18 protein-coding genes and 2 pseudogenes are annotated in these 23,208 nt (G+C 62.3%); 8 read left to right on the plus strand and 12 right to left on the minus strand.

Features of this window, described 5'->3' with window-relative positions:
- From EIC84_RS26635 to EIC84_RS24920, 5 genes and pseudogenes are all read right to left on the minus strand, one after another.
- Nucleotides 1-154, minus strand: a pseudogene (locus EIC84_RS26635) (aldehyde dehydrogenase family protein); the annotation flags it as partial.
- A 114-nt stretch (nt 155-268) separates the two neighbouring features.
- A complete protein-coding gene (locus tag EIC84_RS24905; protein ID WP_003071413.1) occupies nt 269-1,198 on the minus strand; it encodes a dihydrodipicolinate synthase family protein in 930 nt (309 codons plus the stop codon).
- An 11-nt stretch (nt 1,199-1,209) separates the two neighbouring features.
- Nucleotides 1,210-2,382, minus strand: a complete 1,173-nt coding sequence (locus tag EIC84_RS24910) for an L-rhamnonate dehydratase (protein ID WP_003071411.1) — start codon at nt 2,380-2,382, stop codon at nt 1,210-1,212.
- Nucleotides 2,379-3,491, minus strand: coding sequence for a 4-hydroxythreonine-4-phosphate dehydrogenase PdxA (locus EIC84_RS24915; RefSeq protein WP_003071408.1), 1,113 nt, complete (start codon nt 3,489-3,491; stop codon nt 2,379-2,381). The genes EIC84_RS24910 and EIC84_RS24915 overlap by 4 nt, the downstream gene beginning before the upstream one ends.
- Nucleotides 3,492-3,493: 2 nt before the next feature.
- A complete protein-coding gene (locus tag EIC84_RS24920; protein WP_034363697.1) occupies nt 3,494-4,471 on the minus strand; it encodes a tripartite tricarboxylate transporter substrate binding protein in 978 nt (325 codons plus the stop codon).
- 115 nt (nt 4,472-4,586) lie between these two features.
- Between EIC84_RS24920 and EIC84_RS24925 the strand changes: the two genes are divergently transcribed.
- A complete protein-coding gene (locus tag EIC84_RS24925; protein WP_003071403.1) occupies nt 4,587-5,531 on the plus strand; it encodes a LysR family transcriptional regulator in 945 nt (314 codons plus the stop codon).
- Nucleotides 5,532-5,648: 117 nt separating this feature from the next.
- Here the strand turns inward: EIC84_RS24925 and EIC84_RS24930 are convergent, their stop codons facing one another.
- The 7 genes from EIC84_RS24930 to EIC84_RS24960 all read right to left on the minus strand — a co-directional run bounded on the left by EIC84_RS24930 (nt 5,649) and on the right by EIC84_RS24960 (nt 16,300).
- Nucleotides 5,649-7,007, minus strand: coding sequence for a tetratricopeptide repeat protein (locus tag EIC84_RS24930; RefSeq protein ID WP_160162823.1), 1,359 nt, complete (start codon nt 7,005-7,007; stop codon nt 5,649-5,651).
- Complete coding sequence (locus tag EIC84_RS24935; protein ID WP_003071397.1) at nt 7,000-7,605, minus strand: biliverdin-producing heme oxygenase; 606 nt, start codon at nt 7,603-7,605, stop codon at nt 7,000-7,002. The genes EIC84_RS24930 and EIC84_RS24935 overlap by 8 nt, the downstream gene beginning before the upstream one ends.
- 70 nt (nt 7,606-7,675) lie before the next feature.
- Nucleotides 7,676-10,189: a PKD domain-containing protein gene (locus EIC84_RS24940; protein ID WP_003071396.1), complete on the minus strand. Its 2,514-nt coding sequence runs from the start codon at nt 10,187-10,189 to the stop codon at nt 7,676-7,678.
- A gap of 83 nt (nt 10,190-10,272) precedes the next feature.
- Nucleotides 10,273-13,017 carry a TonB-dependent receptor gene (locus tag EIC84_RS24945; RefSeq protein ID WP_003071393.1) on the minus strand — a complete coding sequence of 915 codons (2,745 nt, stop codon included), beginning with the start codon at nt 13,015-13,017 and terminating at the stop codon, nt 10,273-10,275.
- 256 nt (nt 13,018-13,273) lie between these two features.
- A complete protein-coding gene (locus EIC84_RS24950; RefSeq protein WP_003071390.1) occupies nt 13,274-14,296 on the minus strand; it encodes a FecR domain-containing protein in 1,023 nt (340 codons plus the stop codon).
- A gap of 119 nt (nt 14,297-14,415) precedes the next feature.
- Nucleotides 14,416-14,937 carry an RNA polymerase sigma factor gene (locus EIC84_RS24955; protein WP_003071386.1) on the minus strand — a complete coding sequence of 174 codons (522 nt, stop codon included), beginning with the start codon at nt 14,935-14,937 and terminating at the stop codon, nt 14,416-14,418.
- Between the two features lie 454 nt (nt 14,938-15,391).
- Nucleotides 15,392-16,300: a DNA-binding transcriptional regulator gene (locus EIC84_RS24960; RefSeq protein WP_237704533.1), complete on the minus strand. Its 909-nt coding sequence runs from the start codon at nt 16,298-16,300 to the stop codon at nt 15,392-15,394.
- A 203-nt stretch (nt 16,301-16,503) separates the two neighbouring features.
- Between EIC84_RS24960 and EIC84_RS24965 the strand changes: the two genes are divergently transcribed.
- The 7 genes and pseudogenes from EIC84_RS24965 to EIC84_RS24995 all read left to right on the plus strand — a co-directional run.
- Nucleotides 16,504-18,273 (plus strand): bifunctional 3-(3-hydroxy-phenyl)propionate/3-hydroxycinnamic acid hydroxylase, encoded by a 1,770-nt coding sequence (locus EIC84_RS24965; RefSeq protein WP_003071381.1) that lies wholly within the window; start codon nt 16,504-16,506, stop codon nt 18,271-18,273.
- Between the two features lie 2 nt (nt 18,274-18,275).
- Nucleotides 18,276-19,241 carry a 3-carboxyethylcatechol 2,3-dioxygenase gene (locus EIC84_RS24970; protein WP_237704532.1) on the plus strand — a complete coding sequence of 322 codons (966 nt, stop codon included), beginning with the start codon at nt 18,276-18,278 and terminating at the stop codon, nt 19,239-19,241.
- Between the two features lie 13 nt (nt 19,242-19,254).
- Complete coding sequence (mhpD, locus tag EIC84_RS24975) at nt 19,255-20,046, plus strand: 2-keto-4-pentenoate hydratase (RefSeq protein ID WP_003071375.1); 792 nt, start codon at nt 19,255-19,257, stop codon at nt 20,044-20,046.
- 66 nt (nt 20,047-20,112) lie between these two features.
- The gene (locus tag EIC84_RS24980; RefSeq protein WP_134737352.1) at nt 20,113-21,090 is read left to right on the plus strand and encodes a tripartite tricarboxylate transporter substrate binding protein; all 978 of its coding nucleotides are present in this window, start codon (nt 20,113-20,115) and stop codon (nt 21,088-21,090) included.
- Between the two features lie 14 nt (nt 21,091-21,104).
- The gene (locus tag EIC84_RS24985; RefSeq protein ID WP_237704531.1) at nt 21,105-22,079 is read left to right on the plus strand and encodes a tripartite tricarboxylate transporter substrate binding protein; all 975 of its coding nucleotides are present in this window, start codon (nt 21,105-21,107) and stop codon (nt 22,077-22,079) included.
- A gap of 22 nt (nt 22,080-22,101) precedes the next feature.
- A complete protein-coding gene (locus EIC84_RS24990) occupies nt 22,102-23,052 on the plus strand; it encodes an acetaldehyde dehydrogenase (acetylating) (protein ID WP_003071361.1) in 951 nt (316 codons plus the stop codon).
- Between the two features lie 14 nt (nt 23,053-23,066).
- Nucleotides 23,067-23,208: pseudogene (locus EIC84_RS24995) on the plus strand (4-hydroxy-2-oxovalerate aldolase); the annotation flags it as partial.

Raw genomic sequence — 23,208 nt, forward strand, 5'->3', positions numbered from 1 at the left:
CGGCAGCGGCAGCAGCCACGGCGGTCTGCACATCGGATGCTCCGCCCTGGGCGTACGCGCCGATCAGATCGGACAGATCGCTGGGATTGGTGTTGGGGGAATAACTGTCAGCAGCCGTCCACTGGCCGTTGATGAGATTGTGGTGTGGGGTCATGGATATGCTCTTGATAGAGGAGCTTTCTGCGCTTTCTATTCATAGATTTCAGAATGGAAAGCACCTGAATTCCTGAATCAAAAAGCGTAACCAGCTCCTGTATTCATAGTCGATTCAACGGGCCCAGCGCAGCACCAGCGGATCCAGCCGGCGTGCGATGTCGATGAGCTGGCGGCGCACCTCGGGGTGCATGGGCGGCCAGGGCGAGCGCGGCGCATCGCAGGCGATCACGCCGCCTTCCTTCATCAGCGCCTTGGCGGCCAGAAAACCGGCCTGGCGGTTCTCGTGGTTGATCAGCGGCAGCCAGCGCTGGTACTCGGCAAAGGCCTTGTCCTTGTCGCCAGCGCGGTGCGCCTCGATGATGGGGCGGATGCCATCGGCGAAGCCGCCGCCGGTCATGGCGCCTGTCGCGCCGGCCTCCAGGTCGGCCAGCAACGTGATGGCTTCCTCGCCGTCCCACGGGCCTTCTATGGCTTCGCCGCCCAGTGCGATCAGCTCGCGCAATTTGCTGGCGGCACCGGCGGTTTCCATCTTGAAGTAGCTGACCTGCGCTATCTCGCGCGCCATGCGGGCCAGAAAGGCGGGCGACAGCGGCGTGCCCGCGGCCGGCGCATCCTGGACCATGATGGGAATGTCGATGGCATCGGACACGCCCTGGTAGAAGGCCTGCACCTGGGCTTCGCCAAAGCGGAAGGTAGCGCCGTGGTAGGGCGGCATCACCATCACCATGGCCGCGCCCATGTCCTGTGCGCGGCGGCTGCGTTCGGCGCAGACCTTGGTACTGGTGTGCGTGGTGGTCACGATCACGGGCACGCGGCCGGCGACATGCTCCAGTGCCGTGCGCGTGAGGGTTTCGCGCTCCTCGTCCGAGACCAGGAACTGCTCGGAGAAGTTGGCCAGGATGCACAGGCCGTCGACGCCCGAGTCGATCATGAAGTCCAGGCAGCGCTTCTGGCTGGCGAGGTCCAGCGTGCCGTCCTCGTGGAAGGTGGTGGGCACGACGGGGAAGATGCCCCGGTAACGGGGATTGGAGAGTCCGGGCATGCTGCGTCTCCTCAATCGATGATGTGGAACTGGTCGAGGTACTCGGTCTTGAGCGTGAGGCCCAGGCCCGGCACGTCGTCGCGCAGCTGCAGGAAGCCGTTGTCGGCAATCGGCTCGCCGTCGAAGATGTACCAGAACAGCTCGTTGCCGACTTCCACATCGAAGATGGGGAAGTACTCGGCCATGGGCGAGGCCAGCGTGCTCATGGTCAGGTGGTAGTTGTGCATCTGGCCCGCATGCGGGATCACAGGCACGGAATACGCCTCACACAGGGCGTTGATCTTGTGCGCCGCCGTGATGCCGCCCACACGGTTGGTGTCGTACTGCACGACGGAGACGGCCTTCCTGTCCAGCAGCTGCTTGAAGCCGTAGAGCGAAAACTCGTGCTCGCCGCCCGAGATGGGGATGATGTTCATGGCGTTGAGCTCGGCGTAGCCGTCGATGTCGTCGGCGATCACGGGCTCTTCCAGCCAGCGCGGCTCGAACCTGGCCAGCTTGGGCAGCATTCGCTTGGCGTACTCCAGGTTCCAGCCCATATAGCACTCCAGCATCAGGTCGGTGTCGTAGCCGATCACTTCGCGGATGGCCTCGACGGACTTGAGGTTCTCCTTCACACCCTCCTGCAGATGGGCGGGCCCGTAGCCGAAGCGCATCTTGAAGGCCTTGAAGCCCTGATCCAGGAATTTCTGGGCTTCCGCCTGCATCTCTTTCAGGTCGGTGCGGTAGAGCTTGCTGTAATAGCAGGGAATCTTTTCCTTGGTTCGCCCGCCCAGCAGCTTGAACACGGGCTTGTTCACGCTCTTGCCCAGGATGTCCCAGATGGCCAGGTCCACGGCCGAGATGGCGGCCATGGTCACGCCCTTGCGGCCCCAGGCATGGGTGGCACGGTACATGCGCTGCCACAGGTACTCGTAGTCCCAAGGGTCCTGACCGATGACCAGGGGCGCCAGGTACTCGTCGATGATGGCCTTGGCTATTCTTGGCGCCAGGGCCACATTGCCCAGACCGATGATGCCGTCGTCGGTTTCGATCTCGACCACGGTCCACGAATGAAAGCGGAAGGTACTCATGGACTCGGTGTTGGAGTACACCAGATCCATGGCGTTGGAGCAGAAGTTGCCCTGGGGCGGAACGGTCTTGCCCTTCCATTCATAGACACGGGCGCGGACGGACTTGATCTTCATACAGACCTCGAAAGAAAAGAGTCGGAAGGACAGGCGGCCCAAGCCGCCGGGAAAACGGGCTCAGACGGCTGGGCAGCCTGGCGATCGCGGTGGGCGGCCCCCATGCGTGCGGCGATCTGCAGCGCCTGCCAGGTGGCTTCCACATTGGCCTTGCCCTGGCCTGCGATGTCGTAGGCCGTGCCATGGGCCGGCGTGGTGATGGGAATCGGCAGACCGCCCTGCACCGTCACCCCGCGCGAGAAGCCCAGCAGCTTGATCGCTATCTGGCCCTGGTCGTGGTACATGGTCACGATGGCCTGGTACTCGCCGGCCTGGGCCTTGAGGAAGATGGTGTCGGCCGGAAACGGGCCGTGGAACGGCGCATCGCTGGGCCAGTCGCGCGCCTGCAGGGCCTGGACTGCGGGCCCGATGATGTCGATTTCCTCGCGACCGCAGGTGCCGCCGTCGCCGTTGTGCGGGTTGAATCCGGCAATCGCCACCTTGGGAGCAGCCAGGCCGCTGGCGCGCAAGGCCTTGTAGATCAGCTCGGCCGCCTGGCTGATGCGCTCCTGGCTCAGATAGCCGGCCACATCCTTGAGGGGTACATGCGAGGAAATACGCGAGGTCCAGAGATCACCCAGCGTGTTGAACTCGCAGAAGTAGCCGGTCACGCCCAGGTACTCGGCAAAGTGGTGCAGCTCGTCCTCGTGGCGCAGACCGCCCAGCTTCATGGCCTGCTTGTTCAAGGGCGCAAAGCAGATGGCATCGATATCACCGGCCAGGGCCGCATCCATGCATTGGTCAAGCACCTGCAGCACCGAGCGGCCGCCCGCCGCCCCCACCTGCCCCGGCACCACATCGACCTGGGCGACCGTGTCCACGGCCACAAAGGCCGGCAGCCGCGTATCGGCACGCTCGCGCGCAGCGGACAGGCCGGCCAGCGGAACCGTTGCAACCTGCAGTCCGGCGATGCGCTGGCCCTGCTCCCAGAGCCAGGGATCGCCTATCAGCACCAGGTTCGCCTGCTGCGTGGCCTGCGGCCTGGCCAGCAAACGCGCAATCAGTTCGGCGCCGATGCCGGAAGGATCGCCCAGGGTCAGGGCGACAACGGGAAGAGAAGCCTTGCTCATGCTCAGTCCAGCTTGATGTTGTTCTTGCGAATGATGTCGCCGAAGCGCTTGTACTCGGCGAGGTGAAAACTGCCGAAGTCGGCCTGGGGCATGGGCCGCAGCTCGGCACCCACGGCTTCGAGGCGGGTCTTGGTCTCGGGCATGGAGATGACCTTGTTGACCTCGTCATGCACTTTCTGCTGAACCGCCTTGGCCGTGGAAGAGGGCATGTAGATGCCGTACCAGGCGCTGATTTCCACGTCGCGCAGACCCGCTTCGGCCATGGTCGGCACCTGGGGCAGCTGAGGGTTGCGCTGGGGCGAAGTGACCGCCAGAGCACGCAGCTTGCCGGCCTTGATCTGGCCTATGACCGAGGGCATGGTGTCGAAGCTCATCTGCACCTGGCCGCTGACCAGATCGACCAGGGCCGCGGCGCTGCCCTTGTAGGGTACATGGGTGATCTGAATGCCTGCGGCATCCTTGAACACCTCGGCAGCGATATGCTGGGTGCTGCCCGTTCCACTGCTGGCGAAATTAATCTGATTGGGATTCTTCCTGGCCATGGCCACCAGCTCCGCCACCGTGTTGGCGGCAACGGAGTTGCCCACCACCAGCACATTGGGCACGGAGCCGACAAAGGCCACGGGAACCAGGTCCCGGTTGTTGTCATAGCCGAGTTTGAGCAGATGCGGTGCGATGGCATGGGCTGTGACCACGCCCATGACCATGGTGTGGCCGTCCGTGGACTTGGCCGTCATGTCCACGGCCAGCGTGTTGGAGACGCCGGGCCGGTTCTCCACGATCACCGGCTGCTTGAGCAGCGGCCCCAGCCTGTCGGCCACGGCGCGGGCCATGGCATCGGTGCCGCCTCCGGGCGCGGACCCCACCAGCATGCGCACGGGCTTGACGGGCCAGTTCGCAGAGTCCTGGGCCTGGGCCTGCCAGGGCAGCACGGCGGCGCCGCACACAGCGGCTATGGAAAGTAGATGACGTCTTTGCACATTTGTCTCCTTGGCTTTTTTATTTCATCGCAGCCCGATGCTAGGGAAGGCGCTGATATGCGTAAATTGAAAGTTATTGATTAATCGATAACCTGAAGCAATAAGAAGCCATGCCATGGGATCGATAGACAAGCGCGACAACACGCCACAGTTGCTGAACCGGCTGCGCATGCGCCAGGTGGCCTTGATACTGGCCATCGACGAGCGCCAGACCTTGCGCGCGGCAGCGGCTGAGCTCGGCCTGACCCAGCCTGCCGCCACCAAGATGCTGCAGGAGCTCGAAGACGCCCTGGGTCAGCCCCTGTTCGAGCGCGTGGGCCGGCGGCTGCAGCGCAATGCGGCCGGAGAGCGGGTGCTGGAATATTTCCGTTCGCTGCGCGGCAATATCGAGGCCCTGAATCGTGAACTGGGCGAGCTGCGCCAGGGAAGCTCGGGACGGCTGGCCGTGGGCAGCATCATGGCCGCATCGCCCGGGCGGCTCACCCAGGCCTTGCTGGAGCTGAAAAAGCAGCTGCCCCTGCTGGAGCTGGAAGTGGCCGTGGATACCAGTGATCGCTTGCTGGCCCAGTTGCGTGAAGGGGTGCTGGAGGTGGTCGTCGGGCGCATGACCAATGAAGCCGGCAGCGATTGCAGCTTTCGCGCCATCGATGACGAGCAACTGGCCTTCATCGTGTGCGAGGGACATCCGCTGCTGTCGCTGCAGCGCCCCGCCCTGCAGGCTTTGCAAGGGTATGGCTGGGTGATGCAGCCGCCTGGCAGCCCCATGCGCAGCTTGATAGAGCAGGAATTCCGCGAGCACAGTTTGCCGCTGCCACGCGGCCTGATCGAAACCGGCTCCATACTCACCACCATCAACCTGGTGCGAAGCTCGAACATGGTGGGCGTGATTCCGCGTACGGTGGCGGACCTTCATGCCGCCCACGGCATGCTGCATATCCTGCCGTATCAGACAAGGCGCAGCCTGGAGGCTTATGGCAGCCTGGTACGCAAGGATAGGCCTATCAGCCGATCGGCACAGATGTTCCTGGATCTGCTGCACCGTCACGATGCAGCAGCCTGAACAAGGGTCGGCACCGGCCATCACCGGCGCTCCGTGTCCTGCCCGCTGGTATCCAAGGCACTCAGGCGCAGAGGCCGGCCCCTGGCCTCAGGGCTGCGCATTCAGGCCCGAAGAGCACTAGCCGCCCTGGCCCAGCTCCCGACGCAATGCCGCAGCCCGGCGCGCATGCTCCGACTCGCCGGGCCGGCCCAGACTGCGGTGCAAGGCGGCAAGATTATCCAGCAGCGGCAGCAGGCGTGCATCGCTGCCACCCAGCGCCTGCTCCATCAGACCCAAGGCCTCGATGAACATGGGCTGCGCTTCCTGAAAACGACGCTTGCGGTATGCCAGGCCGGCAAGGCCGTTGAGCACGCCTGCCTCGCCCACCCGAGCTTCGGGATTTTCCTGCTGTCGGTACAGCTCTAGCGATTGGGCATATAGCGTCTGCGCCTGCTCCTCGTGGCGAAGGGCTTCGGCCATGCGCGCACGGCTGGCCAGAAGATGCGCCTGCCACAGCACATCGGGTGCATGCCGGTCGGCAATGGCCTGCGCCTGCTCGAACAATGCATGGGCTTGCGCATAGTCCTTGTTCTGCGCCCGCCACAGGCCCAGCTCGTTAAGCACCTGGGCCAGAACCAGGGCTTGCGGATCCTGCTGCATCAGCACCTCCCTGGCGCGCTCGTACTGCGCGGCAGCCTGCGCATCGTCACCCTCTCGGTGGTGCAGCCTGGCCCGGGCCAGCAAAACCGGCACCAGACTCCTGCTGCCGTCACCTGCCCGCTGCAGCAGCGCCATTGCCTGGTCCAGGGCCTGCTGCGCTGGCTGCAAGCGGCCTTGCTGCTCCTGGCTGTGCGCCAGGGCCAACAGGGCTTGCACGCGGGTCGCCACATCGGCCTGGGCCGCAGCATCGACCGGCAGGGCCGACAGTTGCTGCAGATAGGCTTGCGCCTGGTCATGTTCGTCCAGACTCGCGAGCAGATCACCCAGGGCCTGCAGCGCTTTTTCGCGCAGCGCCAGCGAGACGGTATCTGCCGGCAGGGCCTGTGCCACTTCGAGAGCCCGCCGATAGCTCTGCACTGCCTTGCGCGGTTGCTGCATGGCCTTTTGCACATTGCCCAGATTCCAGGCCACGGATGCGGTATTGGCATGCGTGCCCAGGCTGATCTGATTCAGCTCCAGCGCCTTGAGCAGAGACTGCTCGGCTTCGGCCTTGTGGCCGCGGGCCTGCTGGATCAGTCCGAGCAGATTCAGACTGCTGGCCATATAGGGCCGCTGCCCCTGGCGTTGCTGCTCTGCCAGCTCCAGTGCCTGACGCGCGGTTTGCTCGGCGGGTTCATACGCCTGCTCGTTCTGCTGGCGCAAGGCCTTGTCGTACAGGCCCTGCCACTGCGCAGTCTGAGCAAGCAATGGCGGGCTTGCCGCCACGCTGATCAGCAGCGCCAGCGGCACCAGAGACACCAGCACGGTCCAGGACGGCAGCCGGGTCGGCCTAGACATGAATCTCGCAATGCGTTTGCACATAGCCATGCACCGTTACAAACGCAGCTCGCGCGGCTGCTGCCGCACGCCCCCTGGCCGCAGGGTCCAGCGGCACGGCATCGAGCTGGGCGCTGAAGGCCTTCCAGCTCGGGGCTCGTCCCTGGGTATGTGGTGCCAGATGACGCGCGCCGAATTCGGCATTCAGCTCCAGCGCTGCAGCCGCCTTGAGCAGAAAGGCGGCCCCCAGGTTGGAGCCTTCCTCCACATACAGCCAGCCCAGGGCCATGGCAAGGTCCACGGCAGCACCCGGCGCGAACACCGGTGCGTCCAGATTCTGCGGCAGGGCCTGACCCAGATCGCTCAGGTCCTGGATGACCGCATTCAGACGCTGGCGCCCGACCAAACCCGGCAGCAGGCGATTGAGCTCCGCGTGGTCAAACAGTGCCGCCACATCGCGGTGAAAGCGATATTGCACCTGCAGAAATTGCGCATAGCGCTCACGGCTGGAAAAAGGCTTGGCAGCCATGATGCGCCTGTCCAGCGTGCCGTGACTGGCGTGTGAGGCAGACCGCAGCAGAGCACTCAGCCCCTCGGTTTCTATCGTCGATGTATCCATGGGACATTTCGCTTTCCGTCATAAAGGCGGGCACCGCCTGCTCCAGATCCGGTGCCCGCCTGCGCCTTCATCAATAGGGGTAAATGAAGGGTTTGTGGCTGAAGGTCCAGCCGCTCTTCTCGGCAATGCGGAAGGACCATTGCATGCCTTCGCTGGCCTTGTTCAGATCGGCCGCAACAGGCACGGGAGACGGCACCTGCATCACCAGGCTGAACTCCACCGTCTGGCCCTTGCGAATCACCTGAGCGTTGCTCAAACCCTGGAAGCTCAGTGCATAGCCGCTCTGCACCGAAGTCGCAGCCAGATCGGCGATGGTGTAGTCGCCGCCGAAGGCCGTCAGGCGATAGCGCTGCACCGCCATCGGCACACCGCCTTTCAGCTCATGCTGCCAGATGGGGAATGAGGCGTTCTGTACGGACGCATAGGGGAACAATTGCTGTGGCAGACGGTTGGGATGCGATTGCTCGCCCAGCGTGCCCGAATTTGTGGGCGAACCCAGGTATTCAAGCAGCAGGCTGGGATAGTTCTGACGCTCCGCGGCGTGCAGCGTCATGGCAAAAGGACCGGCAAAGGCCATGCCGTCACTGATCGCCAGCTGCAGCTCATAGGCACCAGCCACTGTGGGTGCAATGCCGATACGGTCAGGGCAGGTCCATTGACGCAGGGCCAGTCCCTTCTCGATCCAGCTGGCAAACGTGGAGACCGTCGCGCCAGGCCACTGGTTGCTGCCGGTGTTTCCGCACACATAGATACCTTCAGGCGCCCGCAGCTTGCTGCCGGCAGGTTCACGCGACAGAGTCCACAGATAGGTCAGTGTGTCGCCATCTGGGTCGTAGCCGTTGCCGTTGAACAGGAAGCTGTTCCAGATATCGGCAGCGTCTGGCGAATCGCCAAAGCGCAGCTGCCTGCCGGTCTGCCCGATGACCAGAGGCTGCTCCTGGGTGTAGAGAGCATCTGCCGCCAGACGCGCGATGGGCGCATTGTTCCTAGTCTTGACGATCACGCTGAGCTGCGTGTCCAGGGTGGAGACGCCATCAGAGCTGGGCGTCCCATGCTCATCGGTCACGACCAGCGAGAAGGAGTACGGACCCGGTTTGTCGGCCACAAAACTGGGGTTCATGGCTGCTGCATTGCTGAGCTTGGCGGTGCTGCCATCGGGCTTGTCCAGCATGGTCCAGGCATAGCTCATGCGGTTGTTGTCGGGGTCGGTGCTGGCCTCGCCCGTCAACGTGACCGTGGTGCCCACGCCAATGGCACTCGCGCCCCCCATGACTGCGGCCTTGGCCACTGGCGGACGATTAGCACCATTGAGCACGGTAAATACCTGCGTCACCGGCTCGCTCCACTCCTTGCCGTCGTTCACGCGCAGCTGCACCACGTAGTTGCCGTAATGCGTGCCGGTGAAATTGCCCCAGGTGGGGTTGAATTTGGTGGCAGCATCAAAGCCCGCAGGCGCGGACAGCAGCGTCCACTCGCGCGTCAGCGTGTCCTCGTCCTTGTCCTGCGAATAGACGCCGGTGGGGACGACGGAGGTGCCCAGCTCAGTTTCGAAAGACTTGGCGAAGGGACGGGAAATGACGGCCACGGGCTTGGTGTTGGGCGCGCCGTCCGGCTTCTTGACCTTGACCTGAACCCCGCTGAAAGCCGTGGTCGTGCCGTCATACACCACCAACGTCAAGCGGTAGGTGCCGGCGAAATCAGGCGTCAGCGTCGGCCTGGCCGTATTGCTGCCCTCGATCACGGCCTGCGAGCCCCAGGGCCGGCCCGCAGGAGCGAAGAACCAGCGGTATTGCAGGCTACTGCCCTCCGCATGGGTGCTGGCCGAGCCGTCGAGCTGCACGCGCTGACCGCGCACCGCATTGTCGATATTGGAGCCGGCCTTGGCCACCGGAGCCGTGTGCATCTGGTTGGCGTTGATCCTGACCGTCACCGGCTGACTGCTCTTGCTGCCATGCGTGACCACCAGTGTGGCGCGATAAAGGCCCACCACATCGGGCAAAAAGCGCGGCTGGGAAAGATGAGGGTTGTCCAGCTCGGCCTTGCTGCCATCCGGCTTTTCCACCAGCGTCCAGTTGAAGCGAAGGTCAGCTGCGCTGCCTCCTGCGGGCGGCTGGCTGGCCGTGCCGTCCAGCTGCACCGTGGTGTTGACCAGTTGCGCCAGCTCTGGCAGCGTCACGGCCACCGGGTTGGGGTTGCGAACTTCCAGCTTGACGCTGACCTCGTTGCTCGAGGTCACGGCATCGCTCACACCGAGGCTGATGCTGTAGTTGCCGGGCAGGTCGGGCGTGAAGCTGGAGCTAGCGGCAGTCGGTGTCGCCAGCGCGGCCGTGCTGCCAGCGGGGCGCTCCGTGACTTTCCATTGATAGGTCAGTGTGCTGCCATTGGCCGGCGTGCTCGCAGAGCCGTCGAAAGTGACGGTGTCGCCGGCGCTCGCCGTGGCAGCGGAGGCCGTGATACGGGCCGTGGGGCGGTTGAGGCTGCCCGTGCCGCCGCCGTCATCACCTCCGCCTCCTCCGCCGCCACAGGCGGCCAGGAACATGGAAAGGCCAAGACCCCAAAGGACATGGCGAGACAAGAATTTCATGGCTGAAATTTCCTTTGCAATAAAGCAGGCTGATGCTGCGAAAGAATCGAAGGCAGGCACGCTGACAGGCGTGCAATGCGCTGTCAGAACTGCAGGGTCACGCTCAGGCGTGCCGTGCGCCCGGGCGCCGGGACCATGCCCAGGCTCAGGGCGTCCAGGTAATAGCGATCCGTCACGTTGTCCACGTTGAAGTCCACGTTCACGCGGTCGCTGAACTTGTAGCTGGCAAAGACATCCCAGAGCACATACGAGTGCCACGGCACGACCTGGTTGAAGCCCTGGGCGGTTTCGTTGTTGAACTCCGGTGTCGGATTGCGCTTGCCCATGAAGGTGCCACGCACTCCGACGGTGAGCTTGCGCTCGAGCAGCCGCGCTCCCAGCAGGGCACTGGCGTGCCATTTGGGCGGAATCATGTTGTTGACATAGCTGTTGGCGATGCCGTAGTCGGTGCAGGTGTAGCGCCGGAAACTGCCAAAGTGGCAGGTCTCGATGAAGGTATAGCGCGTGCCGCTGGCCTCCATGAAGACCGGCCCCATGTCGTAGGAACCCGAGACCTCGAAACCGTCGAAGCTCACGCTTTCGATATTGCGCAGGGTGAAGAACTGGCGACCGGAGCCTTCTTCCCAGGTGTTGGGGAAGGTGCGGGTGAGATAGTCCTTGGTGGTGTTGCTGAAGTAGGCCAGCTTGGCGCGCAGCTTGTCGCTGCTGCGCCAGACCCCATCCTTGAGGAAGTTGATGCCGATCTCGCGGTTGAGCGTGCGCTCCGGCTTGAGGTGGATGTCCTGCGAGGGAGAGACGGAGTAGCCCGCCGTGGTCTCGAACAGGCTGGGCATGCGCATGCCACGTGCATGACGTGCATACAGCTGCACGCTGGGCGTGACATCCCATAGGGCACTGAACATGGGTGATGTGCCGTTGTTGCGGCTGTTCATCATCAGGGGATCACAGCTTCCTGTGCCCTTGCTGTCCACGCAGTAAGCGCTGTCGGGGCTGACCAGCATGGGCTTGTCATCGCGCGACTCGAAGCGGGTATGGCGCAGCCCGGCCCCCAGGGTCACGCTGGGCAGCGGCTTCCACTGAAGATCGGTGAACAGGCTCCACTCCGTGCGCCGTCCCATGCGCCCGCCTGAGCTGAGCATATTGCCGGTGGCAACGCCGTTGACCTTTTCCAGCTGCGCGGCAAGTCCGTAGTCCAGCTTGATGCCGCCAGAGTTGCCAAAGCGCATGCTGTTGCTGACGTCGAAGCCCCAGCGCTTGTAGTTTTCGGAGCCGGCGCCGAACATCTCGTTGACGGTCTCTTCCGAGTAGTTCTGATTCAGGCTGTCCGTGTTGGTGTGCCAGAGATTGCTGCTCAGGTTCAGCCAGTCATTGTTCTCGGGGTTCCAGCGGTGACGCAGGGTATAGGTGTCTGCGGTCACCTTGCTGTTGGAAGTCTGGGCCACCTGACCCAGCCACAGCAGCTGGGACGGCATCAGCTCGCCATAGGTGCTGGTGTAGCGCATATAGCCGACTTCCAGCTCCTGATCGTTGGGCAGGTACAAGCGCGTCTTGAGCAGCACCGACTCGTTCTCGTGATTGGTGTTGACAATGCGCTCGCCACCACGAAAACGCGTGGCCCCCACCACCTTGGGCACCACCTCGGTATAGAAGCCGCGGTTATAGGTTTCCGAAAGATCCAGCGAGGGCACCGGCCCCTTGGTACCCGCGTAATAGTTGCCCTGGCTGCGGCGTGCGTAGGCCGCGACGATATCGGCTTTCTCGAAGCGCTTGGCAAGCGCGATGCTGCCAGCCCAGCTCTTGGCCTGCATCAGGCCGGGCCGGTTCATGCTCTCGGTGGGTGGCACCACATTGGCAATGTTGAAGGGGCCGTCACACAGGCTGGCAATCACGCAGTTGGTCCGATAGACGCCTCCCGTGCCGTTGCTGGAACTGCCCCCGGTATTGAACCCCGCCTTGGTACCCGGTGCAGGTGCCGAGCCACTGTTGTTTCCGATCAGGCTGCCGCGCAGACGGATACCAAAGGTCTGGCCGGGGCGCACGATGTCATCGGCATTCAGGGTACGAGCGCTGACCAGCCCTCCCACTGCACCTGTGCCCTGCGCGCCCATGACAGGCCCTTTTTCAATCTGTATTCCGCCGATCAGATCAGGGTCGATATAGGAGCGCGAAGCGACGCCCGCATAGCCACGGTAGACCGTCGTTTCCTGGCGTGCACCATCGACGAGCACAGGCACACGTCCCTGCCCCTGCATGCCGCGGATGTTCACATCCAGGCCGCCGCTGTTGCGGTTCTCGCCAATCAGCACACCGGGAGTGCCCTGGAAGATATCACCCACAGAGGTTCCGCGAAAGCGTTCGATGTCTTCGCGCTTGAGCACATTGCTGGATCCTGCCGTGCGGTACTGCCGGTCCTTCTCATCCCGTTCGGCATCGGCCAGAACCAGCACAGTTGGCATGACGCGGCCTGGTGGTTCCACCTCCTCTGCATCCAGTGCAGCAGCTGCGTCTGCCTTGGTGCCAGACACAGGCTTCAGCCTTACCACCCCATTGCCCGCAAACACCGGCGCAAAACCGCTGTCGCGCAATAGTCTGGTCAGTGCCTCGCCCGGCGTCATCACACCCCGTACGGCCGGAGCGGACAGACCTTGCAACTTTTGCGGATCGAAGACCAGACGCAGTCCGGCCGCAGCCCCGAGAGCCACCAGCGCCTGGCCAAGGTCTCCTCTGGGAAGATCGAAATCCACGCGCGCCTGAGCGGCATTGTCCTGTGCTGACGCGGCAGGCAGGGCCGGATTTTCGTCAGCCCAGGCCTGCCCCATCAAGGCCATGCTTATGGCTATGGCTATGGCTATGGCTATGGACGTACGGCGTCCCTTGGCGCATTCATTGAATTGGCGACTGTATGTCTTCGGCAGAGCACTTTCGGCCCCTGTTGCCCATCGGTTCATGGCGTCCTCTGAAGTTCTGTGGCCGCATGGCAGACGCAGCACCCAATTTCTGGATGCAGCCTGCGATGCCTCTCTTCAGAGAAGACGGTTGACGCGCAATATTCAGTAAATACGAATCAAAATTATTTTCAATAAATCAAAAGAGCACGACCACTCCTGGCAGTTGCAACAGCTGTGCCCCCAGTTCCTGAGCGATGGCCTGCACGGCCCCTGGCGCATCGGATTGCAGAAAGACGCCGCTGACGCGCCGCTGCGCCAGCACCTGGTCACGCACCACAATGCGGCTCGAGTGATAGCGATTGAGACGATCCACCACATCGGCCAGCCTCATGCGCTCGAAGACCAGCAGCCCACGCTCCCAGGACTGGCCGGCATCCTCGCTCAAATCCTGCACAGGCGTCATGCCCCGCCTGTCATAACTGACGCGTTGACCTGGCGATAGCACCACAGCATCCTGCGGCGCATGGTCCAGCGACACCGCCACCTGGTGGAACACACCGGTCACTTGAGTTCTTTCGTCCAATCGCTCGACGATGAAGCGGGTGCCCAGAGCACGAGTACGCCCGTCGGCCGCGGCAACCACAAAAGGCCGCTTCTCCGCATCGCGCCCACCGGACACCTCCACGGGCTTCGCATCGAACAAGGCTTCGCCGCGAAGCAAAGCCACATGTCGCTGTCGCGTGTCGTATCGCACGGCCACGGCGCTGTCGCCGCCCAGGTGCACGCGGCTGCCATCGGGCAGCGCCACTTCGCGCCGCTCTCCCACCCTGGTGCGGTAGTCAGCCTCAAAAGCCAGCATGATCTGGCTGCCGGCCCCCATCCACAAGGCACCTGCAGCAAATACTGCGGCCCCGGCACCTTTCCACAGCATGCGTCGCTGCACGATTCCTTGCAGCAAAGGTTTTCTCTCCGAAACCATTTCTGCGCCCTGCTCTGGCAGCAGCCCCGACTGTCCCAGCGCCCCCAGTTCGGCCCAGATGCGCTGGGCATGGGCATAAGCCTGGCGATTTGAAGCATCCGTATTCAGCCAAAGCTGCAAGGCCTGTTCATCCTCAGGCAGCCAGCCCTCGTCCGCACGACGTACCAGCCAGGCGGCAGCCTGCAGGCGGATGTCTTCAGCTGCATCGTGCAGGGATGTGGATTGAGATGAAGGATTCACAAAAAACTGCTGTCTGAATGCAAACGATTGGAGTGCATGATGGGAAGACGTTCAAGCATTGGCAAACCAGTAATTCTCATCCAAGACAAGCATCTGGAGCTCTGACACACTGCAAAGCTTCAGTGAAGCGGCAAGCGCGCCATGGCGTGGGCCAAGGCCCGCGCCAGATGCTTCTGCACCGAGCTGGTGGAGATCTTCAGCGCATCCGCCACCTGCTGATAACTTTGCTCCTGCACCCGCACGCGCATGAAGATGTCCTGAGTAAGCGGCGACAGCTCCTGCAGAGCCTCAGCCAGTTGTAGCAGACGCTGGCGGCCAGCCACCGACTGATCCGGGCCAGGCGCGGTGTCCGCTATGTGCACCAGCTCCTCTGGCGCAACCGCTGCGGTCTTGCGCGCCTCCTGCTGGCGAGCCATGTCGACGAGCATATTGCGCGCCATCTGGAACAGATACGCCCGGGCATCCTGCACAGGCGCAACCGCCGTGACCTCGATGAAGCGCAGAAAAATCTCCTGCAGCATGTCCTGAGCCACATGCATATCGTGCACGCGGTAGGTGAGCCAGGCCAGCAATTCCCGGCGGTGGGCAATGAAGATACTTTGAGGATCGCTGGACATGATGAAGACGTGGATTGTATCCATGATTGAGAATGAATCTCATTCATGAAACAATGAAGCCTACACCTTGCCGAGCAGCACAGACTGCTCCCCCGAAGCTGATGTTCTAGATGGCGACAGTCCCTCGGAATTTTTTCTCTCGCGCCTCCAAAGAGACAGCGCCTCGGTAGACCTGCTTCTACTCGGGACTTCGACGCACTTGAAACCGAGCCGCTTTTGTAGATCGCTCGTCATCTATCGACTGTCGAATCTGTCTTTGCTGCGCTCAATGTCTGATGTCAACATCAGCTGCCATTCGCTTTGACGCTTCAACCTGCCTGAAGCGGTCAGCTGTGAATATCTGCGGGATGACTGGTTCTGAATGAAGGTACGACAACTATAGGGATACCCGAAGCAGGCAGTTGCTTCGCACGAAGACTCGAGAGCGGCTTGAAAAGATATGAAGTCCCACGAAAACCAGACCCTCCCGGTTGAACATCTAGTCCAGCCAAGGCGCCACATCCTTGCCCATGCGCACAGCCAGCTTCTTCAGTCGGGGAAGATAGCGGGCAAGCAACTCTTCCCTGGCGACAGCAGACTTCGGAAAGACCAGATTCAGACCTCCGATCAAACGACGTCCACACTTCAATGGCACCGCGACCGCTCCAAACGGCGCTTGCTGATGCCAATCACCATCGCTGATGCCATATCCTCGCTGGCGCGTCTCTTCAATCAAACGCTCTACCGATGCTCTATCCCTTGCCATGGCACCAGTCGCATCGTCACGCTGAGCGAGCAACGAAAGCAAGCCTTCCTTCTCATCTTTGGTGCAAGACGCCAGATAGGCTCGTCCCATAGCCGTGAAGAACAGCGGCAATTTTTCTCCGATCATGCCGCGATGCTGAGACAACCGGCTGAAACGGTGCGTGCTTTCACGCACAACCATAAAGCCGCCTTCCACGGTCCCCAGATCGCAAGGCCAAAGCAGCTCGGGCACGGCAGCACGCATCAGCGGTAGTGCGACCTGCTCAACCCAGGCATCATCGACAAGCCCTTCGCTAAGGCTGCGCACTGCAAAAGTCAGGTAGTACTGCCCGTCTTTCTCACCCCTGCGCACGAAACCCTCCGCCCGCAAGGTCTCCATCAATCGCTTGACGGTGGTGCGATGAATATCGCATGCCTGTGCCAGTGCCGTGGTTGAAGCGATGCCGCCAGGGGCTCTATTCATTGCCTGCAGCAGAGCCAGGCCTCGCGACAAGCTGCGTACATCCTTGTAGTCATTCATGGGACTGTGCTCAAAAGTGAAGATTTCTTGGGAGTTCCCAAGTATGAATACCGCAAACCATACGGCGCAATCGCCGGGTGCTCTGCTGCTGCGCTCAATGAATATTCCCGACTCGATGCTCAACCGCGCGCAGCTTTGCCATTCATCACCCCGACGCCCACCTTGCGAGTCTCACTTCAACTGATTGGTAGCCGGCGCAAGCGGTGACAGCAAGGGTATGCACCTAGCAATATGTGCACCAGGTGCACACTGTTTTCAGACTCCTCGAGTGTTTTGACAATTATCAAAACAGCACTCGATGCGCTCACCCAATACGGAGACTGAAAATGAACGCCCCCCAAGAAAACCAAGCGAGTCAAGACGATGCCGATGTCCTGATCATTGGCGCTGGCCCGGTAGGGCTGACACTGGCAAACACTCTGGGGATGGCTGGCGTACGTGTCATCGTGGCAGAGAAGCTGCCGCAGATTATTGACTACCCCCGAGCCATCGGCATTGACGACGAATCGCTGCGCACGCTGCAGGCGGCGGGTCTGTCCGATCAGGTACAGGCACACATCACCCCTCATCACTGGATGCGCTTCTACACCGCCAGCGGCCAGTGCTTTGCCTCGATCGAACCTCGCACCGACGAGTACGGATGGTCCCGCCGCAATGCCTTCATCCAGCCTCAGGTGGACGACATCCTGTACCGGGGTCTGCAGCGCTTTGAACAGGTCCAGGTACTGCTGGGTCAGGAGCTGCACAGCTTTACCCAGGACGATGCTGGCGTCACCGCCACTCTCAGGAGTTCCGAGGGCGTAGAGCGCACACTGCGCGCCAAGTACCTGGTCGCCAGCGATGGAGGCAACAGTCTGGTGCGTCGCACGCTGAACGTGCCCTTTGAGGGCCGCACCAAACCCAATCAATGGATTGTTGTTGATGTACGCAATGACCCCCTGGGAACCCCTCATATCGACATGCATTGCGACCCGGAGCGCCCCTACGTCTCTGCAGCCCTGCCGCATGGCATCCGCCGCTTTGAATTCATGGTCATGCCCGGGGAGACCGAAGAGCAGCTCTCAAAACCGGAGAATCTTGCCCAGCTGATGCGCAAGGTCGTCGCTGATCCAGACAAGGTCGACTACATCCGCAAGCGCGTGTATACGCACAACGCACGGCTGGCGGCGCAGTTTCGGGTCGGGCGAATCTTGCTGGCAGGCGATGCCGCGCACATCATGCCGGTCTGGCAGGGCCAGGGCTACAACAGCGGCATGCGGGATGCAAGCAATCTCGCCTGGAAGCTGGCCATGGTCATCAAGGGAGAGGCCAGCAGCAGCCTGCTGGATAGCTACGAACAGGAACGCCGCGACCATGCCCGCAGCATGATCCATTTGTCTGAAGTGGCAGGTGACATCTTTGCCCCTGAAAGCCATACCGCCGCCAAAGTACGCGACACGGTGATGCTTGCCCTGAACGCTGTGCCGCCAGTCAAGCAGTACTTCGCCGAGATGCGCTTCAAACCCATGCCGCGCTACGAGCAGGGCGTGGTGCTGCACCACACGGGCACCGGCAATCAAGGAGCCAGGACACCGTTCGCAGGCCTGCTGGACCGCTCGGGCAACACGCCCTTGAGCCGCCTTCTGGGCCTGATGGCGGAAAAGAAGGAGTCTCTGGTGGGGCGTCTGGTGCATGGTCTGGAGACGGCAGCGTCCAGTCCCGTAGGCCGGATGTTCATTCAGCCTCGTGTTGCCACTGCAAATGGCCACTCTGGCCTGCTGGATGACTTTGTTGGACTGAATTTCTGCATTCTGGCCTGGGGTACGGACCCCAGCTATGGCATGGACGAAGAGGCTCTGAATTTCTGGCAGCGCCTTGGCGCCTGCTTCATTCGTGCCATGCCCTCTGGCCAGCTGCTTCATCCAACGCCAACCCGCGATGGCGTGCTGACCGTCGGCGACGAACAAGGCCGCCTCAAGGACTGGTTCAGCGCCCAGGGCAAGTCGGTGGTGTTCGTGCGCCCGGACCGCTTTGTCGCGGCGCTGGCATCTCCGCAGGAGGTCAGCACTGTCACCCGTCAGATGGCCCGGGTACTGCATTCTCCACTGGAGGCATGAAGATGAGTGGTAGCGCCATCGCCACTGCGCGCCGGGCATTTCTTGGCATGTCGCACTCGCCTTTGCTCGGTCTCAATCCTGTCGCTGCAGACGATCAGATCGCTATCGACAAGGCGATTGCTGCGGCGCGCGCGGCCGTTCATGAGTTCGCGCCAGAACTCATCGTGCTGCTGGGGCCGGATCACTACAACGGCTTCTTCAATGAGCTGATGCCGCCGTTCTGCATCGGCAGCCAGGCAACGGCCGTGGGCGACTATCTGTCCCCAGCCGGCCCCCTCAATGTGGCAGGAGAACTGGCCATAGCGCTGGCCGACCACCTGATGGACAAACATTTCGATATCGCGGTGTCGCGGCGCATGTGGGTCGATCACGGCTTTTCGCAGGCCCTGCAGTTTCTGTGGGGGGACGAGATGGACACACCGCCTGTCATTCCCATCTTCATGAATGCAGTGGCCCAACCCGGTATTGCACGCATGGCCCGATGCAAGGCACTGGGAGAAGGCATTGGCAGCTTTCTCGACCGGTTGCCGCTGCGCGCACTGCTGATTGGTTCGGGCGGGCTGTCGCACGAGCCTCCCGTCCCGACACTGGCCCATCCTGACCCTGCCGTACGCGAGCGCATTACTGTCCGCTCCACCCCCACAGAGCAGGAGCGCAAGCTCAAGACCGAGCGCGTCAAGGCCGCCGGTCTGGCTCTGGCCAATGGCGACAGCTGGATGAAGCCGCTCAACCCCGAGTGGGATCTGCAATGGATGGACGCCATGGCCAGCGGCCAGCTGGACGGCCTATGTGAGATGAGCGAAGCCTCGATCGGCGCCACGGCCGGCAACTCTGCCCATGAGTCCAAGACCTGGTTGGTGGCGCGGTCCGCCCTGCCTGCCAACACCCGTCTGCCTTGTCCGGTACGGACCTACCGCGCCATTCCATCGCTCATTGCGGGCTATGGCGTGATGTTCATGCACCACTGATCCTCATTCTTTCATGACTGCCATGCCGACCACCACGCAAATACAGGCCTGGGCCGAACGCCTGCGCCACGCGGAAGCCACCGCCACCCCCATTGCTCCCCTGCGCGAGGAGATCACCGACAACGACAGCGCCTATGCCGTGCAACTGGCCAATGTGCAATATGCACTGAGTCAGGGCCGCCGGATCGTGGGTCGCAAGATCGGGCTGACATCCCTTGCCGTGCAAAAGCAGCTGGGCGTGGACCAACCCGACTTCGGCACGCTGTTCGCCGACATGCTCTATGGCGACGATGAGGTCGTGCCCCTGTCGCGGACGCTTCAGCCCAAGGTCGAGGCCGAGGTGGCGCTGGTACTGGCCAAGGATCTGGAGCGGCCCGACACCACGCTGGTGGATGTCATCAGCGCCACCGCCTATGTGCTTCCGGCCATCGAGATCGTGGGCAGCCGCATTGCCGACTGGAACATCCGCTTCATTGACACCGTGGCCGACAACGCGTCCAGCGGTCTGGTCGTGCTGGGCGCCGTACCGACTGCGCTCAACGCACTGGATCTCAAGCTGTGCGAGATGCAGATGACGCGCAATGGCGATGTCGTCTCCACCGGATCCGGTGGAGCCTGCCTGGGCCATCCCCTGAATGCCGCCGTTTGGCTGGCCCGCCGACTCGCCAGTCTCGGCCAGGCGCTGCGAGCCGGCGACCTCGTGCTGACCGGCGCCCTGGGTCCCATGGTCGCCGTGAATGCCGGCGATCGTTTCGAAGCCCGCATCAGCGGCATCGGCTCGGTGTGCGCGCAGTTCGAAGGCTAGATCTTCTCGAAAGCATTCCCCGCCCCCGTTTTCCATTGCTCATAACGATTATTCAGGAGACAAATCATGTGGAACCGACGTCAATTGTTCGCAGCCGGTGCTGCCTCGCTCGCTGCCTGCGTGGGTACACCCGCCATCGCGCAGAATTTCCCCAACCGTGCCGTGACCATGGTCGTCCCCTTCCCGGCCGGAGGCATCACCGATGCGGTGGCTCGTGCGCTGGCCAGCAAGATGGGGGAGCAGCTTGGCAAGCCTGTCATCGTTGACAACCGGCCCGGCGGTGGCGGCCAGATTGCTGCCGCCTATGTGCGCCAGCAAGCGGCCGACGGCCATACCCTGTATGTCGGTGCCACCGAGATGTTTGCCATCAACCCCTCGTTGTTTCGCAATTTCTCCTATGACCCCCTGAAGGATTTCTCCCCCGTCACTTCGCTGATTGCTTCGCCCTTGGTGCTTGTCGTTCCTGCCAATAGTTCACTGACCAGCGTCAAGGAACTCATAGCCCAGGCCAAGAGCCGCAAGGACGGACTGAACTTCGCCTCGCAGGGCATGGGCTCCATCGGACATCTTCTCGGAGAGACCTTCCGGGGCAAGGTGGGCGGAAAGTTCAATCATGTGGCCTACAAAGGCTCGGCACCCGCGCTGCAGGATGTGATGGGGGGACAGGTGGACTTCATGTTCGACCCGGTCATCACCACCGCCCCTCTGGTGGCGGGCAAGAAGCTCAAGCCCCTGGCGATTGCGGCCGACAAGCGCTCGCCACAAATGCCGGACGTCCCCACCCTGGCCGAGCTTGGAGTACCCGGTGTGAATGCCGGTGTGTGGTTCGGGGCTGTGGTCAAGACAGGCACGACCGCAGCTGTGGTTGAACGTCTGAACGATGCCATCCACCAGGCCATGAAGGACCCCGAAGTGGTCAAGCGTTTTGCCGATCAAGGCATGCAGGCTTTCCCCTCAACCCCGGCCCAGTTTGGCAGCTTCATGCAGTCGGAACTGACCAAATGGGGTCCTCTGGTCAAGGCCAGCGGCGCTTCGATCGAGTGAGCAGGGAGCCAATCTTGCATCGTAGAACTCTTTTGCAGTCGGCCCTGGGTTTGGGCAGCCTGACGATCGGAGGCCTCAGCGCGGCACAGGCCTTTCCCAGCAAGCCCGTCACACTCGTGCTGCCGTTTTCCGCCGGCGGCATCAGCGATGTCATGGCCCGAGCCCTCGGTCAGCACATGGCCCATCAGCTGGGCAAGTCCGTGATTGTTGACAACAAGCCTGCTGCAGGAGGGCAGATTGCGGCCAGCGCCGTGCTTCAACAGGCAGCCGACGGTCACACCGTGTATGTGGCTGGCACCGCCATGTTTGCCATCAACCAGACGCTATTTCGCAAATTTGCCTACGACCCCGTCAAGGACTTCGAGCCGGTAACGTCTCTGGTCACCTCTCCTCTGGTGCTCGTGGTTGCGGCCGACAGTCCCGTCAGGACGCTGAGCGAGCTGGTGGCGCTTTCCCGCAGCAGCAAGCAAGGCCTGACATTTGCATCACAAGGCCTGGGCTCCATCGGCCACCTGCTGGGGGAGCTGTTTCGCAGCAAAACCGGTGGAAGCATGTCTCATGTGGCCTACAAAGGCTCGGTGCCGGCACTGCAGGACGTGATGACAAACCGGGTCGACTTCATGTTCGATCCCACGAGTTCAACCGAAGCGCTGATCCGAGGCAGAAAGCTGCGCGCACTGGCGATTGCCTCTGCAAGACGCAGTCCCCAACTGCCCGATGTTCCCACCATGGCGGAGCTGGGCGTGTCCGGTGTCGATGCAGGCGTGTGGTTCGGTGCAGCCGTGCGAAGCGGAACTCCTGCCACAGTGGTCCAGACATTGAACCGTGCCCTGGTCGCAGCCTTGCAGGACCCGGGCATACAGAAACGCTTCGAAAGCCAGGGCATGCTGGCCTATCCGCAAACCCCGGAGCAATTCAAGCAATTCATCCACAGCGAGATCGCACGCTGGGCACCGCTGATCCAGTCCAGCGGAGCTGGTATCGACTGATTTTTCTCTGAAGGTAAACGCTATGACGCGCAAACTCAAGGCCGCCATCATCGGCAGCGGCAATATCGGCACGGATCTGATGATCAAGATCCTGCGCCATGGCAAGAACATCGAGATGGGCGCCATGGTCGGCATTGACCCCAACTCCGACGGTCTGGCCCGCGCCGCCCGCATGGGCGTGGCCACCACCCACGAAGGCGTGGAAGGCCTCACGCGCATGCCCGGGTTTGCAGAGATCGACTTTGTGTTCGATGCCACCAGCGCCGGCGCACATGTGAAGAACGATGCCTTCCTGCGCAGCCTCAAGCCCGGCATCCGCATGATCGACCTGACGCCGGCGGCCATCGGCCCGTACTGCATTCCCGTGGTCAATGGCGAAGCACATCTGGATGCGCCGAATGTGAACATGGTCACCTGCGGCGGTCAGGCCACCATCCCCATGGTGGCCGCAGTCTCTCGTGTGGCCAAGGTGCACTACGGCGAAATCATTGCCTCGATTGCCAGCAAGAGTGCCGGCCCCGGCACCCGTGCCAACATCGACGAGTTCACCGAGACCACCTCCAAGGCGATCGAGGTCGTGGGCGGAGCCTCCAAGGGCAAGGCCATCATCATCATGAACCCGGCCGAGCCGCCCCTGATCATGCGCGACACGGTCTACACCCTGAGCGAGTTGGCCGACGAGGCAGCGATTGCCGAGTCGGTGGAGCGCATGGCTGCTGCTGTTCAGTCCTACGTCCCAGGCTACCGTTTGAAGCAGAAGGTGCAGTTCGACCATATCGACACCCCGATCCGCATCCCCGGCGTGGGCGATGCGCTCACGGGCCTCAAGACCTCGATCTTCCTCGAAGTCGAAGGAGCCGCCCACTATCTGCCCGCTTACGCAGGCAACCTGGACATCATGACCAGTGCCGGACTGCGCACCGCCGAGCATATGGCCGAGCGCATGCTGGCGAATCACGCCGTTGCTGCCTGAGGAGACGACACACCATGAATCCGAACAAAAAAATCTACATCTCCGACGTGACCCTGCGCGACGGCAGCCACGCCATTCGTCACCAGTACAGCGTGGAGCAGGCCAGGCAGATTGCCCAGGCGCTGGATGAGGCCCGGGTCGACTCGATCGAGGTCG

Source organism: Comamonas sp. A23 (assembly GCF_004522605.1).
GTDB classification, from domain to species: Bacteria; Pseudomonadota; Gammaproteobacteria; order Burkholderiales; family Burkholderiaceae_C; genus Comamonas; species Comamonas thiooxydans.

Bases quoted from the DNA above. Each gene is read 5' to 3' on its own strand.
- EIC84_RS24955 (WP_003071386.1), bottom strand. From the start codon at position 14,937: ATGGATACAATCCACGTCTTCATCATGTCCAGCGATCCTCAAAGTATC.
- mhpD (WP_003071375.1), top strand. From the start codon at position 19,255: ATGACTGCCATGCCGACCACCACGCAAATACAGGCCTGGGCCGAACGC.
- EIC84_RS24970 (WP_237704532.1), top strand. From the start codon at position 18,276: ATGAGTGGTAGCGCCATCGCCACTGCGCGCCGGGCATTTCTTGGCATG.
- EIC84_RS24945 (WP_003071393.1), bottom strand. From the start codon at position 13,017: ATGGCCTTGATGGGGCAGGCCTGGGCTGACGAAAATCCGGCCCTGCCT.
- EIC84_RS24980 (WP_134737352.1), top strand. From the start codon at position 20,113: ATGTGGAACCGACGTCAATTGTTCGCAGCCGGTGCTGCCTCGCTCGCT.
- EIC84_RS24990 (WP_003071361.1), top strand. From the start codon at position 22,102: ATGACGCGCAAACTCAAGGCCGCCATCATCGGCAGCGGCAATATCGGC.
- EIC84_RS24940 (WP_003071396.1), bottom strand. From the start codon at position 10,189: ATGAAATTCTTGTCTCGCCATGTCCTTTGGGGTCTTGGCCTTTCCATG.
- EIC84_RS24905 (WP_003071413.1), bottom strand. From the start codon at position 1,198: ATGCCCGGACTCTCCAATCCCCGTTACCGGGGCATCTTCCCCGTCGTG.
- EIC84_RS24935 (WP_003071397.1), bottom strand. From the start codon at position 7,605: ATGGATACATCGACGATAGAAACCGAGGGGCTGAGTGCTCTGCTGCGG.
- EIC84_RS24915 (WP_003071408.1), bottom strand. From the start codon at position 3,491: ATGAGCAAGGCTTCTCTTCCCGTTGTCGCCCTGACCCTGGGCGATCCT.
- EIC84_RS24925 (WP_003071403.1), top strand. From the start codon at position 4,587: ATGGGATCGATAGACAAGCGCGACAACACGCCACAGTTGCTGAACCGG.
- EIC84_RS24930 (WP_160162823.1), bottom strand. From the start codon at position 7,007: ATGTCTAGGCCGACCCGGCTGCCGTCCTGGACCGTGCTGGTGTCTCTG.
- EIC84_RS24965 (WP_003071381.1), top strand. From the start codon at position 16,504: ATGAACGCCCCCCAAGAAAACCAAGCGAGTCAAGACGATGCCGATGTC.
- EIC84_RS24910 (WP_003071411.1), bottom strand. From the start codon at position 2,382: ATGAAGATCAAGTCCGTCCGCGCCCGTGTCTATGAATGGAAGGGCAAG.